Origin of the sequence: Amycolatopsis sp. CFH S0740 (assembly GCF_004522315.1) — a bacterium.
GTDB classification, from domain to species: Bacteria; Actinomycetota; Actinomycetes; order Mycobacteriales; family Pseudonocardiaceae; genus Amycolatopsis; species Amycolatopsis nivea.
In genome coordinates this window covers 90783-111400 of record NZ_SDLS01000030.1, presented here as the reverse complement: position 1 = coordinate 111400, position 20618 = coordinate 90783, and the positions used below count along the sequence as shown (strand labels likewise).

Genomic DNA, 20618 nt, shown 5'->3' with positions numbered 1-20618 from the left:
CCCGGCTCCGCCTACCGCGCGACATGGCTCACCACAACGAGTCACGTCCGTATCGGCGCGTCGGCTCCGCACCCCGGCACAAATTTGTCACCATCAGCCACATGAAGCTCACTGGTCTACTCGCGCGGAACCAAGAAGCCCTCCCCGGCGTCATCGGTGTCGCGCGGGTCGACCGGCGCACGAGGGAACTGCTGCGCCGGGTCAGCGCGGGCGACATCGTCGTGCTGGACCAACTCGACCTCGACCGGGCCACGGCCGACGCGCTGGTCGCCGCCGAGGTCGCCGCGGTGGTCAACGCGTCCCCGTCGATTTCCGGCCGGTTCCCCAACCTCGGCCCGGAAATCCTCGTGGCGGCGGGCATCCCGCTGGTCGACTCGGTCGGCGGGGACCTGCTGCGCAGCGTCAAGGACGGCACGAAGCTGCGCGTCCACGAAGGCGCGGTCTACCTGGGGGAGCGGCAGCTGGCGACCGGGGTCGAGCAGACCCCGGAAAGCGTCGCCGACCAGATGATCGAGGCCAAGGCCGGGATGTCGACCCAGCTGGAAGCCTTCTCCGCCAACACGATCGAGTTCCTGCGCCGCGAGCGGACGCTGATCCTCGACGGCGTCGGCGTGCCGGAGCTGAAGGTCCCGGTGCGCGACCGGCACGTGCTGGTCGTCGCCGCGGGGAACGGGCACGCCGAGGACCTCAAGAAGCTCAAGAAGTACATCGGCGAGCACCGTCCGGTGCTGATCGGCGTCGACGCGGGCGCGGACACCCTGCGCGCACAGGGCTACCAGCCGGACGTCATGGTCGGCGACCCGACCGGGATCGGCACCGCGACGCTGCGCAGCGGCGGCGAGGTCGTCGTCCCCGCGCAGCCGGACGGGCACGCGCCGGGCGTCGAGCGGATCCAGGACCTCGGCATCGGCGCGGTCACCTTCCCCGCGTCCGGCAACGCCGAGGACCTCGCCCTGCTGCTGGCCGACGCGCACGGCGCGAGCCTGGTGGTCACCGTCGGATTCCAGGCCACGCTGCGGGAATTCCTCGACCACGGCCGGTCCGGGTCGAACCCGTCCACCTTCCTCACGCGGCTCAAGCTCGGCACGAAGCTGGTCGACGGCAAGGCCGTCGCGACGCTGCACCGGGCCAGGGTGTCGCTCGGCGCGGTCGCGCTGCTCGTGCTCGCCGCCATCGTCGTCGTCATCGCCGCGCTGCTGGTCTCCGACGTCGGCTCCGTCTATCTCGAGTGGATCCAGCACACCTGGTCCACGTTCGTCGCCTGGGTGAAGGGTCTCTTCACGTGATTTCCCTGCGGTACCACATCGTTTCCATCACCGCGTGCTTCCTGGCGCTGGCCGTCGGCGTGGTGCTGGGCTCGACCGCGCTCAACGGTTCGCTGCTGTCGGGGCTCGCGGACCAGAAGAAAGACCTCGGCACGCAGGTCGCCGATCTCGAAGCGCAGCGCAATGCGCTCAACGCGCGGCTGTCCGACGCCGACGCGTTCGCCGGGACGATGGGCCCGAAGGTCGTCGCGGGGGCGCTCGACAAGCGCAGCGTCGTCCTCGTCACCACGCAGGACGCGCGCCCGGCCGACCGCGACGCGCTCAAGAAGCTCGTCGGCCAGGCCGGTGCCTCGGTCACCGGCGAACTTCAGCTCACCGATGCGTTCACCGACCCGGCGAAGGCCGACCAGTTGCGCGACGTCGTCACGCGGCTGCAGCCGGCCGGGGCGAAGTTCCCGACCGCGGGCGACTCCGGCACGCTCGCCGGCGCGCTGCTCGGTTCGACGCTGCTGCTGGACAAGGCGAGCGCGAAACCGCAGTCGAGCGGCGACGAACTCGCCGCCGCGCTCGGCGGCCTGACCGACGGCGGTTTCGTGAAGCCGAGCCAGGGCGTGCAGCCCGCGCAGCTGGCGATCGTGCTGACCGGAGCCCAGCAGACCGGCGACGGCGCGGGGGACCGGGCCGCGACGATCGCGCGGTTCGCCGCGCAGATGGACCGTTCCGGCGCGGGCACGGTGCTCGCCGGGGACCCGGGTTCGGCGGGCGGCTCCGGCCCGATCGGGGTGGTGCGCGCGGACACCTCGGCCACGTCGATTCTGTCCACTGTGGACAACGCGGATTCGGCCGCGGGCCGGGTCGCGACGATCCTGGCGTTGCAGGAACAGCTCAACGGCGGTTCGGGACGGTACGGCATCGCGGGCAACGCGCAGGCGATCGCGCCGGGCGTGACCGCTTCGGGGAACTGAGACTTTTCGCCTCCCGCACACCAGTCGGCGGCGGCACCGGATTCCCTTCGTGGGCGAGGAAATCCGGTACCGCCGCCGACTGTGTTCGCGGACAACGCGGCGGTTTCCCTTCGGGGCGGGAAAACCAGCACAGGCAAGGCGGCGGCGCCGGGTCTCCTGTCGGGGTGGAGAACCCGGCGCCGCCGTCATTCACGCGCCTGCTGCGGGGTCAGCAGGTGCCGTTGTCGGCCCAGACCGCTGCGCTGCCGGGCGTTTCGCCTCGCGTCCACCACTTGGCGGACCAGCGATGGCCGTTGTAGGACACGACCGCGCCGGCGTTGTAGGACTGGGAGGTGTTCCACGCCGCCGGGCACGCGGTCGTGGGACCGCCGCTGCCGGAGCAGGCTCCGTTGTCCGACCAGACGTCCGAGGTGCCGGGCTGCTCGCCCTGCGTCCACCACTTCGCCGTCCAGGTGTGGTTGTTGTACGACACGACCGCGCCGCCGTTGTAGACCTTGCCCGAATCCCAGGCGGCCGCGGTGCACTGGCCGCCCGGCGGAGTAGTGGGAGTGGTGGGCGTGGTCGGGGTCGTGGGGGTGGTCGGCGTAGTGGGAGTGGTGGGCGTCGTGGAGGTGGTCGGCGGCGGGCCGGAGCAGCCCTCCGTCGGCGCGGCGAGCCCGTCCACCACGGCGTGGAACAGCGTCGAATCGGGGTCGAGGTCGTAGAGCGAGAACATCATCGCGCCGCCGAGGCCGTTGCAATGGATGTAATCGGTGCGCGCCTTGATCGACTGCTTGGACGAACCGCCGTAGAAGCTCGTCCCGTCGTAGAACCACGCGGATTGCGTTGTCGGGTCCCAGAACGTGGTCGCCGGGTTGTCGACCACGCCGGTGAGTTCCTTGTACATCGCGACGCCGGGCACGTTGCCGCTCAACGGATGCGGAGCGGACGGACCGGTCGCCGTCTGGTAGAGCCCGTGGTTCGAGCCGGCCGGGACGCCGGTCCAGCCGCGGTAGTAGAACGGGATGCCCAGGGTCAGCTTCGAGGCCGGGAACCCGCCGGGGATGCCGTACGCCGGATCTCCTTGCGTGTACGCCTTCATCACCTGGTCGATGGTGTATTTCTCGGTGCCCGGAGGAATGGGCGTCGACGGGTCGTTCGGCGAGGGGTAGAGCGGGTCCTGGAAGTTCGTCGGACCGGTCTTGTCCCACGCGCCGTGCATGTCGTACGTCATCGGGTCCGCGAAGTCCATGTACTGGTGGATCTTGTCGGTCTGGATCTTCGCGATCTTGTCCTGGCCGCCGGGCAGGGCGGCCGAGAGCGCGTAGTGCTTGCCCAGCGCGTCCAGCTGGCCGCGGAACTCGGCGAGCAGCGAGGTGAAGTTCTGGGTGTCGTTGGGGCTGTAGTGGTTGCCCGTGTGGCCGCCGGGGTGCGCCGGGTACTCCCAGTCGATGTCGAACCCGTCGAAGATGTTCGCGGCGGTGCCGGGGCCGCCGAAGCCGCCCGCGTTCGGGATGTTGCCCTTGATGAACATGTCGATGCAGGAGCTCACGAACTTCTTGCGGGAGGCGTCCGTGGCCGCGGCGTCGGAGAAGTACTTCGAGTAGGTCCAGCCGCCGAGCGACAGCAGCACCTTCAGCTTCGGGTGCCGGGCCTTGAGTTCCTGCAGCTGGTGGAAGTTGCCGACGATCGGCATGTTGTAGGTGTCGGCGGTGCCGTCGACGCTGATGTCCGAGCCGAACGACTTCTGGTAGTCGGCGAACTGGTCGCCCGCGCCGTCGCCCGCGTTCGGGTCGTCCTCGCCGCCCGGGTCGGGGGTGGTCGCCTTGGTCGTCTCGAAGCAGGTGAGGTTGTTCGGGTCGATGTTCTCGAAGTCGTAGAGCAGGTAGTCGATGTTGTCGGCGATCTTGTCGACGTTCTTGAGGTAGTAGGCGTTCTGGTAGATGCTCCATTGGTCGAAGTAGGCGATGCGCAGGCCTCCCGAGGAGGGCGCGGGCGTCGCGGTGGCCGGGGCGGGCCGGGCCAGGATGGCGAGACCGGCCACGACCACGGCGGCCAGGGCGGCGCAGGCCACGGCCAGCGGTCTCAAGGTCCGGTGGGGCATAAGGGTTCTCCCTCGCACAAGCGAAGTCCGCCCGCCGCACCGGAATGCGCGGCAAGCGTCGGACGTCGGGTGATCACTGCAGGAGCGGGGGCCGGCCCGTAGTCGAATGTGAACCAGGGCACAGCCGGAGTCAATACTGTGGACTAGACCAATTTCCGCGCCTGGGCGTTTTGTGGTGAAGTGTCCGGAAAGGCCCGACGAACGGCCTGTTCCAAGCGGGGCGAGTGGTCCGGACCACCGCGGGGTTCCGGTTCACCCGTACGGGTGTGGCTGATCCGACACCCGTCCCGTCCGGCATCAGGCGGGTCTCAGGAAGATCATGGGTGGTTCACAGCTGCGCACGAGAGCCTGGCACCATGAGCGCCAACGACCCCGGGAGCACGGCCGAACGATGACCACTACCGAGATCCCGCTCGTCCGTTCCGACGAGCCGGCGCCCGCCAGATCGCCGCACCTGCGTCAGCTCGATTTGTACCGGGTCGTCACGTTCGCCTTGGTCATCCTCATCCACGTGGTCGGCTCCACGACCTTTCCGCAGGACGTCGTCGCCGACGCGATCCAGACCCCGCTGCACCTGACCCGCGAGGCGTTCTTCGCGCTGACCGCGTTCGTGCTCGTGTTCGGCTACCGGGACCGGCCGGTGCAGACCGGGAAGTTCTGGCGCAGGCGGTTTCCGCTGGTCGCCATTCCCTACGTGACCTGGACGGTCATCTACCGGGTCTACACGCTGATCACCTCGGGCCAGCCGTTCGGGTCGGTCGGCGCGCAGCTGCGCACGCTCGGGCTGGACCTGCTCACCGGGAACGCCTGGTACCACATGTATTTCATGCTGGTGACGCTGCAGGTGTACCTGCTGTTCCCGCTGCTGGCCAAGATGTTCGACCTGATCCGCCGCCGTCCGTGGACCGTGCTGGCGGTCTCCGGCGCGATCCAGGTCGCGGTCGCGATCTTCATGAGCTACCCGCCCGCCGCGCTGGGCTACGTGTTCGTCAGCAAGTTCTTCGCGACCTTCCTCGTCTACCAGTTCTACATGCTGCTCGGTGCCGCGGCGGCGCTGCATTTCGAGGCGGTGCACGCCTGGCTGCGCACGCACACGCGCTGGGTCCTGCTGGCGATGGCGGGCGGGCTCGCGATCGCGGAGACCGGATACTTCGTGAGTGTCCACTTCGGAGAGTGGCCGGAGATGGCGTCGGACGCTTTCCGCCCATACCTGATCCCGTGGTTCGTCGCGGTGATCGCCGGCATCTACCTCGCGGGCGCGCGCTGGGCGGAGAGCAGGCAGCGCGGCGGGAGGTTCGTGTCCTGGGCGGTGAACCGGTCGTTCGCGGTGTTCCTGACCCACCCGATCGCGATCGCGGTGCTGGACCCGCTGTTCGTCTTCGTCGGCGACCGCTACGGCGCGCCGTGGACGACGCTGGTGGCGTACCCGGCGACGGTCGCGCTGACCTTCGCGATCGTCGAGGTGCTCCGGCGGCTGCCGTGGAGCAAGGCGCTGACCGGGCGCGCCCGGGTGCCGGTGCGCGGCTGAGCGGTCAGCCCGGCCAGGTGCGGTGCTTGTCGAGCGGCCGCGCGTAGGAACCGGCCCGGCTGGTGCGCAATCCCAGTGCCACCAGGGATTCCGCGAGCCGGACCGCGGCGGCGACGCCGTCGACCACCGGGACGTCGAGCATCGCCGACATCTTGCGGTCCAGCCCGGTCATCCCGGCGCAGCCGAGCACGAGCACTTCGGCGCCCGCGTCGCGCGCCCGCAACCCCGCGGTGAGCAGCGCGGATTCCGTGCGTTCCTCGTCGCGCAGCTCCAGCACGCTCAAGCCTGTGCCGACGACTGCGACGCAGTTGGCGGCCACTCCGGCCGAGTGCAGGCTGTCCTCGATCAGCCCGCACGTGCGGTCCAGCGTCGTCACCACGCCGTACCGGCGGCCGAGCAGCCCGGCGAGATGCGCCGCGGCCTCGGTGATGTCGACCACCGGCACGTCCAGCAGTTCCCGCGCGCCCTCGCGGCCGTGCTCGCCGAAACCGGCGAGGACGACCGCGTCGAACGTTTCCCCGGTGGTGCGCAACAGGTCCAGCACCGCGGCGGCGGACAGGAAGCTGTCCAGCCAGCCCTCCGCCGATTCCGGGCCCCACTTCGGCGTCAGGGCGACGATCTCGGTGCCGGGGCTGGCCGCCGCCCGCGCCCCGGTCTCGATCTCCTTCGTCATGGCCTCGGTGGTGTTGCAGTTGGTGACGAGGATCCGCATCAAGCCCTCCGCTGGCGGTACGAAACGGCGTAGTAGAGCAGTCCGGCGCTGGCGGTGCCGAGGAACCACGAGTACGGCGCGGCTGGCGCGAAGAACGGCACCAGCGCGATCACCGCGGACAGCACCGCGCACGGGAAGAAGGCCGCCATCGCGCGCGGATTCACCTTGGGGTACTTGCCGTCGCGCACGAACAATTGCTCGACGTCCACCTTGCCGCGGCGGATCAGGTAGTAGTCGACGATCATGATCCCGAACAGCGGCCCGAGGAACGCGCCGAGCCCGCCGAGGAAGTAGTTGACCACCACCGGCGACGAGTACAGCTTCCACGGCAGCACGCACAGCGCGGCGACGGCGCTGATCATCCCGCCGACGGTGAACGAGATCCGCTTGGGCCAGATGTTGGCCAGGTCGTAGGCGGGGGAGACGAAGTTCGCGACGATGTTGACGCCCATGGTGGCGATGGCGAAGGTGAGCGCGCCGATGATCAGCACCGGGGTGTTGTGCACGCGGGCGAGCAGTTCGGCCGGGTCGGTGATCGCCTCGCCGAACACCTGGAGGCTGCCCGCGGTGACGATCACCGACAGCAGCGCGAACGCCGTCGAGTTCACCGGGAGGCCCCAGAAGTTGCCGCGCCGCACCGTTTTCTGGTCCGGGGCGTTGCGGGAGAAGTCGCAGAAGTTGAGCATCAGCGTGCCGTAGGTGGACAGGATCAGCCCGGCCGCGCCGAACCACTGCCGCACCTGCTCGCCGCCGGACAGCCGCCGCGGGCTGCTGGTGAACGAGATGTGCCAGTGGCTCGCGGCGAGGATCCACACCGCGAGCGCGATCATCACGATCCAGATCAGCGGGCCGCACCAGTCCTGGAACTTGCGCACCGCCTCCATGCCGCGGGTCAGCACGAACGCCTGCACCAGCCACAGCGCCACGAAGCACATCCAGCCGAGCGCGTGCAGGCCGAGGAAACTATGCTCGGTCAGCGGTTTCAGGCCGGGATCGATCGCCAGCACGAGCAGGGTGATCGCGACGCTCGCGAGGTAGGTCTGGATGCCGTACCAGAAGATCGCGATCACGGCGCGGATCAGCGCGGGCAGGTTCGCGCCGAACGTGCCGAAGCTGATCCGCGCGACCACCGGGAACGGGACGCCGGTGCGCTGCCCGATCCGGCCCATCAGGTTCATCCCGAAGAAGATGATCACGAACCCGAACAGCAGCGCGGTGAACACCTGCCAGGCGGACAGGCCGAGCACGAACAGGCCGGCCGCGAAGGTGTAGTTGCCGAGGTTGTGCACGTCCGACATCCAGAGCGCGAAGATGTCGTAGACCTTCCAGCGCCGCTCCTCGGCGGGCGCCAGGTCCTCGTTCCACAGCCGCGGGTCGGGTTTCGGCTGGACGTCCGCGCTGGTTTCGGTGGACGGGGCGTGCGTCATTGCAGACCTCCGGTCGACGTGCCGGCAGCTTTGGGATCCCAAACTTGGGATCCCAAATATCGCGCCGCAGGTCTGCTGAGTCAACCCTCTGCCCGATAAACTCGCGAATGGCCGGTGTCGGCGAGAGGGGGTCAGGTGGGCGCCACGGAGGAGCGGCAGCCGCTCGCGGCGACGCGTGCCCGGGTGCTCGACGAGCTGCGGGAGCGGATCCTGACCGGGCGGCTGAAGCCGGGGGACCGGCTGGTCGAGCGCGAACTGGCCGACGATCTCGGGGTCTCGCGGGTGCCGGTGCGCGAGGCGATCCGCAGCCTGGAATCCGAGGGGTTCGTGGTCGTGCCCTCGCCCCGGCGGGTGGTGGTGCGGCAGCTGGCGCGCGTGGACGTCGAGGAGCTGTTCGACGTCCGGGAGGCGCTGGAGAGCCTCGCCGCCGCGCGTGCCGCGGAACGGGCCGGGAAGCCGGAGATGCGCCGGCTGGAGCGGCTGCTCGCCGAGTCCGCGCGGGTCACCCAGGGCGGCGACGGCGCGCGGATTTCGGAGGTCAACAGCAGGCTGCACGACGAGATCATCGCCATCGCGGGCAACCGGCTGCTCACCACGATGCTGCATCCGCTCGAAGGCCAGCTGCGGTGGCTGACCAGCCAGAACGAGCACTGGGGCGAACTGCTGGACGAGCACCGCCGCCTGGTGGACGCCATCGGGTCCGGCGACGTGGAGCGGGCGCGCGAGTACGCCGCCGAGCACGTCCGGGTCAACCGCGCGGTGACGTTGCGCGACCTCTTCGGGGACGACGAGCGGGACGAGCGTCCCGCGGGCTAGTAAGGTGACCCTAATTTGAAGCGAGGGGGTCGCTGGTGGCGCACGTGCAGGGCGAGCCGGAGTGGGTGTCCGCCAAGGACGGCCGACGGCTGTACGCGATGGTGCTGCGCGGCCCGGAGAACGCGCCGACGGTGGTGTTCGAGGCGGGCGCGGCGGCGAGCCGGTCGTCGTGGGGGCTCGTGCAGCCGCTGGTCGGCGAGTTCGCGCGGGCAGTGGTGTACGACCGGTCCGGGCTCGGCCGCAGCGCGCCGGATCCGGCCGGGCGCACGCTGGACCGGATGGCCGACGATCTCGTGGACGTCCTGAGCCACTTCGGGCCGGGGCCGTACGTGCTCGTCGGGCACAGCGCCGGGGGACCGATCGTGCGGCTCGCCGCGTCCCGGACTTCCGCTCAGGTGTCGGGGCTGGTCCTGGTCGACCCGACCGACGAGGCGGCGGAAGTGCTGTTCTCGCCGCGATTCCGCAGCCTCGAACGGAAGCTGCTGCGCACCGGCCGGGTCCTCGCGGCGACCGGATTGCTGAAGTTCTTGTACCGCCCCATGCTGCGGGCCGCGCCCGAAGACGTCCGGCGCGATCTGGTGCGGGAAGGCTTTACGCCGCAGGTGTTGCGCACCCAAGCCGAGCAGGCGCGGACCTTCCTCGACGAACTGGAAGCCTGGCGGACGAATCCGCCCGCGTCGAGCGGTTGTCCGGTGACGGTCGTGTCCGGCGGCCGGGCCGGGGACGGGATGAACGCGGCGATGCGCGCGGAGGCGAATGCCGCGCACGCGCAACGGGCGTCGCCGCGGGGACGGCATCGGATCGCGGAGAAGTCCGGGCATCTGGTGCCGGTCACTGAACCCGAGGCGGTGGTGGAGGAGATCCGCCGGTTGCTCAGCTGACGGCGTCGCTCCATGTCTCGACGAACTTCGGGAACGTCTTGCCGACCGTGTCCGGGTTCTCGACCAGCACGCCGGGCACGCGCAGCCCCAGCACCGCCGCCGCCATCACCAGCCGGTGGTCTTCGTAGGTGTGGAAAACGCCGCCGTGCATCGGGGCGGGAGTGATTTCCAGGCCGTCCTCGAGTTCGGTGACGCCCGCGCCCAGGCCGGACAGTTCGGTCGCCAGCGCGGTGAGCCGGTCGGTCTCGTGGCCGCGCAGGTGCGCGACGCCGGTGATGCTCGACGGGCTCTCGGCGAAGCACAGCATCGCCGCGATGACCGGGGTCAGCTCGCCGACCTCGTGCAGGTCGAGGTCGATGCCGGGGAACGCGCCGCCGCCGGTGACGACCAGGCCGTCGTCGTCCAGCGTCGCTTTCGCGCCCAGTTCGGTCACCAGGCCGCGCAGCCAGTCGCCCGGCTGCGTGGTCTGCTTCGGCCAGCCGTGCACCCGGACCGTCCCGCCGCCGACCACCGCGGCGGCCACGAACGGGGCCGCGGTGGAGAGATCCGGCTCCACGACGTACTCCGGGCACGACAGTATCGCCGGCTCCACGTGGAATTCCGTGCCGGAACGCTCCACTGTGGCCCCGAACCGGCGCAGCATGTCCAGCGTCATCGCGATGTGCGGTTCGCTCGGCGGGGCACCGCCGACCAGCCGCACCGTCACGCCCCGCTCGAACGCCGGACCGGCGAGCAGCAGCGCGGACAGGAACTGGCTGGAGGCCGACGAATCGAGGTCCACCCGGCCGCCGCGCAGCCCGCCGGTGCCGTGCACGGTGAACGGCGGCGCGCCGCGTCCGCCGTCGTCGATCCGCGCGCCGAGCTTGCGCAACGCGGCCAGCAGCGGGTCGATCGGGCGGCGGCGGATCGCGTCGTCGCCGTCGAACTGCACCGAGGCGTCGCCGAGCGTGGCGAGCGCGGGCGTGAAGCGGGCGACAGTCCCGGCGTTGCCGAGGGTGACGGTCGCTTCGTCGCCGCGGCCGCTGATAGTGCCCAGCGGGTGGACGAGGAAGCCGTCGATGGTCTCTTCGGAAAGCGCGCCCAGCGAGGCGAGCGCGGCCAGCATCAGCCGGGTGTCGCGCGAATCGAGCGGATGGCGCACCCGCGTGGGGGCGCTCGCGAGCGCGGCGAGCACGTAGGCCCGGTTGGTGATGGACTTCGATCCGGGGACGCGCACCGCGGCGTCCAGCGAGGCGCCCGCGACGGGGGCGGTCCAGTGGTCATCGCGGATGTTCGGCACGCGCGCAGCCTAGCGCGGCGCGGGTGAACCGATTCCGCCGCGCCGGGAAGAGGCGTCGGCGAGCGATCTGCCGGGAGTGGGATATGCTGGCGGCCCGTGGGACTTCAGTCGCGGGCTACCAAGTATGTCTTTGTCACCGGAGGCGTTGCCTCCTCTCTGGGTAAGGGTCTGACGGCGTCCAGCCTCGGACAGCTGCTCACTTCGCGCGGACTTCGCGTCACGATGCAGAAGCTCGACCCGTACCTCAATGTCGACCCCGGGACGATGAACCCGTTCCAGCACGGCGAGGTGTTCGTCACCGACGACGGCGCCGAGACCGATCTCGACATCGGGCACTACGAGCGCTTCCTCGACCGCTCTCTCGACGGCAAGGCGAACGTCACCACCGGACAGGTGTACTCGGAGGTGATCGCCAAGGAACGCCGCGGCGAGTACCTCGGCGACACCGTCCAGGTGATCCCGCACATCACCGACGAGATCAAGGCGCGGATCACCGCCGCGGCCGGGCCGGACGAGAACGGCGTCGCGCCGGACGTGGTGATCACCGAGGTCGGCGGCACGGTCGGCGACATCGAGTCGCTGCCGTTCCTCGAGGCGTGCCGCCAGGTGCGCCACGACGTCGGCCGCGACCAGTGCTTCTTCCTGCACGTGTCGCTGGTGCCGTACCTCGCCCCCTCGGGCGAGCTCAAGACCAAGCCGACCCAGCACTCGGTCGCCGCGCTGCGCAACATCGGCATCCAGCCGGACGCGCTGGTGTGCCGCGCGGACCGGGAGATCCCGGACGACCTCAAGCGCAAGATCGGCCTGATGTGCGACGTCGACACCGAGGCGGTCATCGCCTGCCCGGACGCGCGCTCGATCTACGACATCCCGAAGGTGCTGCACGGCGAGGCGCTCGACGCGTACGTGGTGCGCCGGCTGGGCCTGCCGTTCCGGGACGTCGACTGGACGGTGTGGGGCGACCTGCTCGACCGCGTGCACAACCCGAGCGAGATCGTCCGGGTCGCGGTGGTGGGCAAGTACATCGACCTGCCGGACGCGTACCTCTCGGTCACCGAGGCGCTGCGCGCGGGCGGGTTCGCGCACCGCGCCAAGGTCGAGATCGTCTGGGTCGCCTCGGACGACGCGCAGACCGAATCCGGCGCGGCGTCCGTGCTGTCCGATGTGGACGGTGTGCTGATCCCCGGCGGGTTCGGCATCCGCGGCATCGAGGGCAAGGTCGGCGCGATCCACTACGCGCGCACGCACGGCGTCCCGCTGCTCGGGCTGTGCCTCGGCCTGCAGTGCATGGTCATCGAGAGCGCGCGGAACCTCGCGGGCATCGAGGGCGCGAACTCGGCCGAGTTCGACGAGGACACCCAGCACGCGGTGATCTCGACCATGGCCGACCAGCGCGACGTCGTCGCGGGCGAGCGCGACATGGGCGGCACGATGCGGCTCGGCGCGTACCCGGCGAAGCTCAAGGCGGGTTCGCAGGTCGCCAAGGCGTACGGCACCACCGAGGTGTCCGAGCGCCACCGCCACCGCTACGAGGTGAACAACGCCTACCGCAAGCAGATCGGCGACGCGGGACTGGTGTTCTCCGGCACCTCGCCGGACGACCGGCTCGTCGAGTTCGTCGAACTGCCCGCGGACAAGCACCCGTTCTTCGTGGGCACCCAGGCGCACCCCGAGCTGAAGAGCCGCCCGACCCGGCCGCACCCGCTGTTCAGCGCGTTCGTGAAGGCCGTCGTGGACCGCAAGGTCGCCGAGCGGCTCCCGGTCGAACTCCCCGAAACGCCCGTGGCGGCTCGGTGAGCGCGCCCGGCACGCACGAGTTCTCCGTCGCCGGCAGCACGGTCGTCCACGTGGGACGCGTCGTCGGCCTCCGGGTCGACGACGTCGTGATGCCCGGCGGGGAAACCGCCAAGCGCGAGGTGGTCGAACACCTCGGCGCGGTGGTGATCGCGGCGCTGGACAGCGAGGACAACGTCACGCTCGTGCACCAGTACCGGCATCCGCTCGGGCGCAGGCTGTGGGAGCTGCCCGCCGGGCTGATCGACAAGCCGGGGGAGGAGCCGGTCGAGGCGGCGAAGCGCGAGCTGGCCGAGGAATCCGGGCTGGCGGCGGCCCGCTGGGACACCCTGGTCGACGTCGCGGCCTCGCCCGGGTTCACCGACGAGGTGGTGCGCGTCTTCCTCGCGCGCGATCTGTCCGAAGTGGACCGCGAGGTGCTCGGCGACGAGGAGGCCGACCTGGTGGTGCGGAAGTTCCCGCTCGCCGAGGCGGTCCGGATGGCGCTGGCGGGCGAGCTGGTCAACGGCGCGACCGTCTCGGGCGTGCTGTCGGCGCACGCGGTGCTGACCGGGGCGGCGGAGACGCGCCCGGCCGACGCGCCGTGGCAGGACCGGCCGACGCGGTTCGCTCGCCGACTGGCCGAGGGCTGAATTTCCGGGTTCTGTCGGTGTGCCGTCCTAGAGTGGCGGCGTGAATGACGCGAGAGTCGAGGTGCGGGGCGCGATCGCCACGTACCTCGACCATCTCGTCGTCGAACGCGGCACCGCCCGCAACACCCTCGACAGCTACTCGCGTGACCTCCGCCGCTACGCCGCCCATCTGGAAGCGGCGGGGATCGTGCGGCTGACCGAGGTCACGCCCGCGCATGTCACGTCATTCGGAGCGGCGCTGCGCGAGGGCGACGAAGAACACCAGCCGCTGGCGGCGTCGTCGGCCGCGCGGGCGCTCGTCGCGGTGCGCGGGCTGCACAAGTTCGCGCACGCCGACGGGCTCACCGAACACGACCCGGCCCGCGACGTCCGCCCGCCGGCCGCGGCGAAACGGCTGCCCAAGGCGTTGCCGGTCGCGGACGTCCTGAAGCTGCTCGACACCCCGCCGCCGGACGGCGAACGCGCCTTGCGCGACCGTGCGCTGCTGGAACTGCTCTACTCGACCGGAGCCCGGATCTCCGAGGCCGTCGGGCTCGACGTGGACGATGTGGACGAGACCGAGCGCACCGTCCTGCTCGACGGCAAGGGCGGCAAGCAACGGCTGGTGCCGATCGGCCGTCCCGCATTGGAAGCACTCGACGCGTACCTGGTCCGCGCCCGTCCCGCGCTCGCCGCGAACGGCCGGGGCACGTCCGCGATCTTCCTCAACGCCCGCGGCAGCCGGCTGTCCCGGCAAAGCGCGTGGCAGGTGCTCAAGGACACCGCCGAGCGGGCCGGGATCACCGCCGCGGTGTCGCCGCACACCCTGCGCCACTCGTTCGCGACCCACCTGCTCGAGGGCGGCGCGGACGTCCGCGTGGTGCAGGAACTGCTCGGCCACGCCTCGGTGACCACGACCCAGGTGTACACGCTCGTCACGGTCACGACGCTGCGAGAGGTCTACGCCACCGCGCATCCGCGCGCGCTGGGCTGAACGTCCGAACCGCCTCAGGGCCTTCCCACGCTGCGGTGACTCGGCCCGTGCGGCCCGGCGCGGCGCTTTGCCGGTGCTCCGGAAATCCGCATAGGCTGCCGGAGACCCCGCCGAACAAGGAGCTTTCGCGCCATGTCGACACCGACTCCGAACCAGCCGGAGGACCCGGCAGCGCCCGCCGGGCCAGCTGGGCCGGCAGTGTCCGCCGGGCCCGCTGCGTCGTCCGGGCCCGCTGTGTCTTCCGGGTCCTCCGGTTCGGCCGCGGCGAACCTCGAGCACGCGCGGATCGCCACGCCGGCGGACCACGAGGGCGACGAGCCGGAACGGCCGCTGACCCGCGCCGAACGCGCCCGGATGCGGGCGAAGGAGCGCGCGGAGAGCGGGATCGGGCCGACCGGGCGCCCGCTGCGCGAGATCCCCGAGCCGCCGCCGCTCGAGCGGCACGGCCCGGCGAAGGTGCTCGCCATGTGCAACCAGAAGGGCGGGGTCGGCAAGACCACGTCCACGATCAACCTCGGCGCCGCGCTCGCCGAATGCGGCCGCCGGGTGCTGCTGGTCGACTTCGACCCGCAAGGCGCGCTGTCGGTCGGGCTCGGCATCCAGCCGCACGAACTGGACCAGACGGTCTACAACGTCATCATGGAGCGCTCGGTGCAGATCGAGGACGTGCTCCGCAAAACCCGCGTCGACGGCGTTGACCTGCTGCCGAGCAACATCGACCTGTCCGCGGCGGAGGTCCAGCTCGTCGCAGAGGTAGGGCGCGAGCACACGTTGTTACGGGTCCTTCGTCCGGTGATGAACGACTACGACTATGTTCTTGTCGACTGCCAGCCCTCGCTCGGCCTGTTGACGGTGAACGCATTGACCGCCGCGGACGGTGTGATCATCCCCCTGGAGTGCGAGTTCTTCAGTCTGCGAGGCGTCGCGCTCCTGATCGACACGATCGAGAAGGTGCAGGAACGCCTCAACCCCAAACTGGACATCACGGGGATTCTCGCCACGATGTACGACCCGAGAACCCTGCACTCGAAGGAGGTCATGGCTCGCGTGGTCGAGGCATTCGGCGACACCGTGTTCGACACGGTGATCAACCGCACCGTGCGGTTCCCCGAGACGACGGTCGCGGGCGAGCCCATCACGACCTGGGCCCCCAAGTCCGCCGGCGCCGCGGCTTACCGCGCGCTGGCCCGCGAGGTGATCGCTCGGTGAGCAGGCGCGCTTCCCTGCCCGGAGCGTCGGAGCTCTTCCGCCTCACCTCCAGTCCGGCGACCCCCGCGCTCGAACGTCCCGCCGTGCCCGCTCCGGCGGAACCGGTGGCCCCGCCGCGCAAGCCGAGCGCTCCGGCGGACGCCGACCAGCTGGCCCGCAACGCGGCGCGCAGCGGGTCCGGGCGCACCAAGCACGACGCGAAGATCACCGTGTACGTCTCCGGCGAGGAACTGCTCGCGATGGAGCAGGCCCGGCTGAACCTGCGCGCCAAGCACGACCTGGTCGTCGACCGCGGCAGGCTGGTCCGCGAGGCGGTCGCCGTGCTGCTCGCCGACTTCGACCAGCGCGGCGAGGACTCCGTGCTGGTGCAGCGATTGCGGGCGAACGGCGAGGACGGCGGAACCGAGGGCTGATGGACGAACCGGCATCGGCCGAGCTGCCGGAGCCGGAAGCGGCAGCCACCGAAAGCACGCGCGGCACGGAGGAACCCGGCGCCGCGGCTCCGGAAAGCACGGCGGCCGCGGAGGCTCCGGAGGAGACCGACGCTCCGGAAGCCCCCGGGCCCGCCGAGGCTCCGGCCGTGCACGAGACGGTGCACGGCGGCACCATCCCCGAGGGATACGCGGCCGACGAGGGGTCCTCGAAGTTCAAGGTGCGGCTGCAGAACTTCGAGGGCCCGTTCGACCTGCTGCTGCAGCTGATCTCGCAGCATCAGCTGGACGTCACCGAGGTCGCGCTGCACACCGTCACTGACGACTTCATCGCCTACACCCGCGCCCTCGGCCCGGACTGGAACCTCGACGAGACCACCGAGTTCCTGGTGATCGCGGCGACCCTGCTCGACCTCAAGGCCGCCCGGCTGCTGCCTGCGGCCGAGGTCGAGAACGAGGACGACCTCGCGCTGCTGGAAGCCCGCGACGTGCTGTTCGCGCGGATGCTGCAGTACCGCGCGTACAAGCAGGTGGCCGCGCTGTTCGGCGAGCTGGAGGAAGGCGCGCTGCGGCGGTACCCGCGGTCGGTGGCGCTGGAGGAGCGGTACCTCGGGCTGCTGCCGGAGGTGATGCTCGGCGTCACGCCGGAGCGGTTCGCGGAGATCGCGGTCGCGGTGTTCCGGCCGAAACCGCCGCCGCAGGTGTCGATCGCGCACATCCACATGGGCCGGGTGTCCGTGCGCGAGCACGCCGCGCTGCTGCGGCTGAAGCTCGCCGAGGCCGGGCAGGCGACGTTCAAGGAACTGACCTCGGACTGCGAGCACACGGTCGAGGTCGTGGCGCGGTTCCTCGCGCTGCTGGAGCTGTACCGCGAGTCGTCGGTGCAGTTCGACCAGCTGGAGGCATTGGCGGAACTGCACGTCCGCTGGACCGGCGGCAGCGTGGCCGAGGCGTCCGTCGCCGCCGAGCACGACCGCGCGGCGGCCGATGAGGAGGAATACGGGTGAGCACCGAAGACGACCGCGCACCGGAGCGGGAGGAGACTCCGGCGGCGCCGGACGCTCCGGCGGAAGAGGCTCAGGTCGAGGCCGAACAGGCTGCGGTCGAGCCGGACGAGACTGAGCCGGAAACCGCGCCGCAGCCGGAAAACGAGGCGGAGTCTGTGGAGGCCGTCGAGCCGGAACCCGCGCCGGAAGCCGAAGCGCCGGAGCCTGCCGAAACCGAGCCGGAATCCGCCGAAGCCGAATCCGAGCCGGAGCCCGAAGCCGCGGAGCCGTCCGACGACGAAGGCCTGGTCGCCGTCGACAGCGGCCTGCCGAGCGTCGAGTCGGACGAGGCGCTCGAAGCCGCTCTCGAAGCGCTGCTGCTCGTCGTGGACTCGCCGATCGCGGAGGATTCCCTCGCCGAAACGCTGGACCAGCCGGTCGCCAGGGTGACCGTCGCGCTGCGGACGATGGCGCAGAAGTTCACCGAGCGGGCCAGCGGGATCGACCTGCGGCGCGTCGGCGAAGGGTGGCGGTTCTACACTAGGGACACCTACGCCCCGTTCGTGGAGAAGCTCCTGCTGGACGGCCAGCGGTCGAAGCTGACCAGGGCCGCGCTGGAGAGCCTCGCCGTGATCGCGTACCGGCAGCCGGTCACCCGGGCCCGGGTCGCGGCGGTGCGCGGGGTGAACGTGGACGGCGTGATCCGGACCCTGCTGGCGCGGGGGCTCATCGAGGAGATGGGCACCGACCCGGAGACCACGGGCACGCTGTACGTGACGACCGAGCTGTTCCTGGAGCGACTGGGGCTGTCGTCGCTGAACGACCTGCCCCCGATCGCTCCGCTGCTACCCGAAGTGGACACCATCGATGACATCTGAGCAACACCCCGACGGCATCCGCCTGCAGAAGGTCCTGTCGCAGGCGGGCGTGGCGTCGCGCCGGGCCGCCGAGGACCTGATCGCGGCCGGCCGGGTGGAGGTGGACGGCGAGGTCGTCACCGAACTGGGCCGCCGCGTGCACCCGGACGAGGCGGTGATCCACGTCGACGGCACGCGGGTCAACCTCCGCGACGACCTCGTGTACCTCGCGTTCAACAAGCCCAAGGGCGTGCACTCGACGATGTCGGACGACCGGGGCCGCCCGTGCGTCGGCGACTACCTGCGCGGCCGGTGGGAGGAGACCCCGGGCGTCGTGCACGTCGGGCGGCTCGACGAGAACACCGAGGGCCTGCTGCTGCTGACCAACGACGGCGACCTCGGGCACCGGCTGATGCACCCGTCGTACCGGGTGCTCAAGACGTATTTCGCGGAGGTCGAGGGGCTGGTGCCGCGCGGGCTCGGCAAGGAGCTGCGCGCGGGCTGGGAGCTGCCGGACGGGATCGTGAAGGTCGACCAGTTCCGGGTCAAGGACATGCATTCCGGCCGGAGCATGATCGAGCTGGTGATCCACGAGGGCCGCAAGCACATCGTGCGCAGGCTCATGGCGGCCACCGGGCACCCGGTCCGCAAGCTGGTGCGCACCGCGGTCGGCGACGTGCAGCTGGGCAACCAGCGCCAGGGCACGATCCGCAGGCTGAACCGCGGCGAGGTCGGCACGCTGTACCGCACCGTGGGACTCTGACCGGTTCCCCACTTTCGGCCCTGCTGCCGGACCCCGCGCCCCGACCAGAGTTGTCGGTACCCGACGACGACTCTGGAGGGCGACGGGAATGCGTGTGCTGACAGGGCTGTGCGCCGCCGCGGTGCTGGCCGCGGGAGTGGTGGTGCCGGCGGCCGCGACGGCCGCCCCGGCGAGAACCGCCACGGAGCCGCAGTACGACTACGCCGGGGCGATCCGCGAAACGGTGTGGGTCGACCTCGGCCGGGACGGCGACGGGGACGGCGTGCCGGACCGGGTCGCCGCCGACATCGTGCGACCGAAGGAACCGGCCGAGGCGGGCAAGAAGATCCCGGTGATCATGGACGCCAGCCCGTACTACTCCTCGGTGGGGCGCGGCAACGAAACCCAGTTCAAGACGTACGACGCGCAGGGCCGCCCGGTCGGCTTCCCGCTGTTCTACGACAACTACTTCGTGCCGCGCGGGTACGCGGTGGTGCTCGTGGACCTCGCGGGCACCAACCGGTCGACCGGGTGCGTGGACGTCGGCGGCAACTCGGACGTCCAGTCGGCGAAGAAGGTCGTCGACTGGCTGAACGGCCGCGCGACCGGCTACACCGCGAAAACCGGCGGCACGAAGATGTCGGCGGGCTGGAGCGACGGCGGCGTCGGGATGATCGGCAAGTCCTACGACGGCACCATCGCCAACGGCGTCGCCTCGACCGGCGTCGAAGGACTCAAGACCATCGTGCCGATCTCCGCGATCAGCTCCTGGTACGACTATTACCGCTCGGACGGCGCGTCGTTCGGCTTCAACCCGGACGGGCTCGCGCAGACCGTCGAGCGGCGCAACGGCGGCCAGGATTGTTCGGCGCAGAACCGGAAACTCGCCGAGGGCGCGACCGAGAACGGCGACTACGGCCCGCTGTGGGCGGAGCGCGATTACGTGGCGAATGCGAAGAACGTGCGCGCCTCCGTGTTCATTTCGCACGGCGTCAACGACCTGAACGTCATGCCGATCAACTACGGCCAATGGTGGGACGCGCTCGCCGCGAAGGGCGTGCAGCGCAAGATCTGGCTCGCCCAGACCGGCCACGTCGACCCGTTCGACTACCGCCGCACCGAGTGGGTCGACACCCTGCACCGGTGGTTCGACCACTACCTGATGGGCATCGACAACGGCATCGAGAAGGAACCGCAGGCGACCGTCGAACGCCAGCCGGACCAGTGGGTCAACGAAGCGACCTACCCCGCGCCGGGCACCAAGGCGACGGTGCTGCGCCCGCAGCCGGGCCGTACCGCTGGCGTCGGCACGCTCGGCACCGCGGGTGGCCGGGGCAGCGCGTCGTTCACCGACAACCCGAAGATCGGCGAGAACGAGTGGGCGGCGAACCCGTCGGGCACGTCGCCGAACCGCGTCCTCTACAGCACTAGCGCGCTCTCTTCGCCGGTGCAGGTCTCGGGCACCTCGTCGATCACCGTGACGGCCACGCCGAGCACTCCGACCGCGCATCTGTCGGCGATGCTGGTGGACTACGGCCCCGCGAAGATCCGCAATTTCTCGGGCTCTGGCGAAGGAATCGTGACCGGCACGGACCGCACGTGCTGGGGTTCGAGCACCGACGGCGACAGCGCTTGCTACAAGGTGACCAGCGCGGACACGACGAACGTGGACTACACGATCATCAGCCGAGGCTGGGCGGACCTGGCGAACTACCAGTCCCTGAGCCGCGAAGCGCGGCTGACGCCGGGCAAGGCGTACACGATGACGTTCCGCCTGGCGAGCACCGACCACATCGTCCCGGCCGGGCACCGGTTGGCACTGGTGATCGGCGGGACGGACGCCAACTTCATCACCGCACCGGCGAACCCGCCGAAGCTGACCATCGACCTGGCCAAGACCTCGGCCCGGATCCCGCTGGTCGGCACGGTTCCGGCGCGTCCGCGGACGGAATCCGCTCCGGCGGGTCCGCTCGCGCACGTCCCGGCCGCGGCGCGGTTCGACCTGCGCTGACAAACGCCGGGTGGGGACTCTGGTTCA

The 20618-nt window shown here is 70.6% G+C and carries 18 protein-coding genes; 14 read left to right on the top strand and 4 right to left on the bottom strand.

Annotated features, from left to right (window positions below):
• Positions 1-101 precede the first annotated feature (101 nt).
• Positions 102-1286, top strand: a complete 1185-nt coding sequence (gene steA / locus EIZ45_RS36525; RefSeq protein WP_037815443.1) for a putative cytokinetic ring protein SteA — start codon at positions 102-104, stop codon at positions 1284-1286.
• Complete coding sequence (locus EIZ45_RS36520) at positions 1283-2230, top strand: copper transporter (RefSeq protein ID WP_134668144.1); 948 nt, start codon at positions 1283-1285, stop codon at positions 2228-2230. Before steA ends, EIZ45_RS36520 begins: the two co-directional genes overlap by 4 nt.
• 208 nt (positions 2231-2438) lie before the next feature.
• On the opposite strand, the gene EIZ45_RS36515 is transcribed toward EIZ45_RS36520, so the two are convergent.
• Positions 2439-4313 carry a glycosyl hydrolase family 18 protein gene (locus EIZ45_RS36515; RefSeq protein ID WP_134668143.1) on the bottom strand — a complete coding sequence of 625 codons (1875 nt, stop codon included), beginning with the start codon at positions 4311-4313 and terminating at the stop codon, positions 2439-2441.
• Between the two features lie 391 nt (positions 4314-4704).
• On the opposite strand from EIZ45_RS36515, the gene EIZ45_RS36510 reads away from it, so the two are divergent.
• The gene (locus tag EIZ45_RS36510; RefSeq protein WP_167756666.1) at positions 4705-5841 is read left to right on the top strand and encodes an acyltransferase; all 1137 of its coding nucleotides are present in this window, start codon (positions 4705-4707) and stop codon (positions 5839-5841) included.
• Between the two features lie 4 nt (positions 5842-5845).
• On the opposite strand, the gene EIZ45_RS36505 is transcribed toward EIZ45_RS36510, so the two are convergent.
• The gene (locus EIZ45_RS36505) at positions 5846-6553 is read right to left on the bottom strand and encodes an aspartate/glutamate racemase family protein (protein ID WP_037815451.1); all 708 of its coding nucleotides are present in this window, start codon (positions 6551-6553) and stop codon (positions 5846-5848) included.
• Entirely contained in the window at positions 6553-7980 is a 1428-nt protein-coding gene (locus EIZ45_RS36500; RefSeq protein WP_037815454.1) for an NCS1 family nucleobase:cation symporter-1, read from the bottom strand. Before EIZ45_RS36500 ends, EIZ45_RS36505 begins: the two co-directional genes overlap by 1 nt.
• Positions 7981-8115: 135 nt before the next feature.
• Between EIZ45_RS36500 and EIZ45_RS36495 the strand changes: the two genes are divergently transcribed.
• Positions 8116-8796 carry a GntR family transcriptional regulator gene (locus EIZ45_RS36495; RefSeq protein WP_134668141.1) on the top strand — a complete coding sequence of 227 codons (681 nt, stop codon included), beginning with the start codon at positions 8116-8118 and terminating at the stop codon, positions 8794-8796.
• Between the two features lie 35 nt (positions 8797-8831).
• A complete protein-coding gene (locus EIZ45_RS36490) occupies positions 8832-9677 on the top strand; it encodes an alpha/beta fold hydrolase (protein WP_134668140.1) in 846 nt (281 codons plus the stop codon).
• On the opposite strand, the gene aroA is transcribed toward EIZ45_RS36490, so the two are convergent.
• On the bottom strand, positions 9670-10956 hold the full coding sequence (aroA, locus tag EIZ45_RS36485; protein ID WP_134668139.1) for a 3-phosphoshikimate 1-carboxyvinyltransferase: 1287 nt from the start codon (positions 10954-10956) through the stop codon (positions 9670-9672). The genes EIZ45_RS36490 and aroA overlap by 8 nt on opposite strands.
• Positions 10957-11052: 96 nt before the next feature.
• Between aroA and EIZ45_RS36480 the strand changes: the two genes are divergently transcribed.
• The 9 genes from EIZ45_RS36480 (at position 11053) to EIZ45_RS36440 (ending at position 20591) form a co-directional block, all read left to right on the top strand.
• Complete coding sequence (locus EIZ45_RS36480; RefSeq protein ID WP_081684781.1) at positions 11053-12753, top strand: CTP synthase; 1701 nt, start codon at positions 11053-11055, stop codon at positions 12751-12753.
• Positions 12750-13382 (top strand): NUDIX hydrolase, encoded by a 633-nt coding sequence (locus EIZ45_RS36475; RefSeq protein ID WP_134668138.1) that lies wholly within the window; start codon positions 12750-12752, stop codon positions 13380-13382. The genes EIZ45_RS36480 and EIZ45_RS36475 overlap by 4 nt, the downstream gene beginning before the upstream one ends.
• Positions 13383-13422: 40 nt before the next feature.
• The gene (xerD, locus tag EIZ45_RS36470) at positions 13423-14355 is read left to right on the top strand and encodes a site-specific tyrosine recombinase XerD (protein ID WP_134668137.1); all 933 of its coding nucleotides are present in this window, start codon (positions 13423-13425) and stop codon (positions 14353-14355) included.
• A gap of 132 nt (positions 14356-14487) precedes the next feature.
• The gene (locus EIZ45_RS36465) at positions 14488-15564 is read left to right on the top strand and encodes a ParA family protein (RefSeq protein ID WP_235146667.1); all 1077 of its coding nucleotides are present in this window, start codon (positions 14488-14490) and stop codon (positions 15562-15564) included.
• The gene (locus EIZ45_RS36460) at positions 15561-15977 is read left to right on the top strand and encodes a cobyrinic acid a,c-diamide synthase (RefSeq protein WP_134668136.1); all 417 of its coding nucleotides are present in this window, start codon (positions 15561-15563) and stop codon (positions 15975-15977) included. The genes EIZ45_RS36465 and EIZ45_RS36460 overlap by 4 nt, the downstream gene beginning before the upstream one ends.
• A complete protein-coding gene (locus tag EIZ45_RS36455) occupies positions 15977-17002 on the top strand; it encodes a ScpA family protein (RefSeq protein WP_240692044.1) in 1026 nt (341 codons plus the stop codon). Before EIZ45_RS36460 ends, EIZ45_RS36455 begins: the two co-directional genes overlap by 1 nt.
• Complete coding sequence (scpB, locus tag EIZ45_RS36450; protein WP_167756665.1) at positions 16999-17859, top strand: SMC-Scp complex subunit ScpB; 861 nt, start codon at positions 16999-17001, stop codon at positions 17857-17859. The genes EIZ45_RS36455 and scpB overlap by 4 nt, the downstream gene beginning before the upstream one ends.
• Complete coding sequence (locus EIZ45_RS36445) at positions 17849-18601, top strand: pseudouridine synthase (RefSeq protein ID WP_037815466.1); 753 nt, start codon at positions 17849-17851, stop codon at positions 18599-18601. The genes scpB and EIZ45_RS36445 overlap by 11 nt, the downstream gene beginning before the upstream one ends.
• Before the next feature lie 88 nt (positions 18602-18689).
• The gene (locus tag EIZ45_RS36440; RefSeq protein ID WP_107051091.1) at positions 18690-20591 is read left to right on the top strand and encodes a Xaa-Pro dipeptidyl-peptidase; all 1902 of its coding nucleotides are present in this window, start codon (positions 18690-18692) and stop codon (positions 20589-20591) included.
• Positions 20592-20618: the final 27 nt, after the last annotated feature.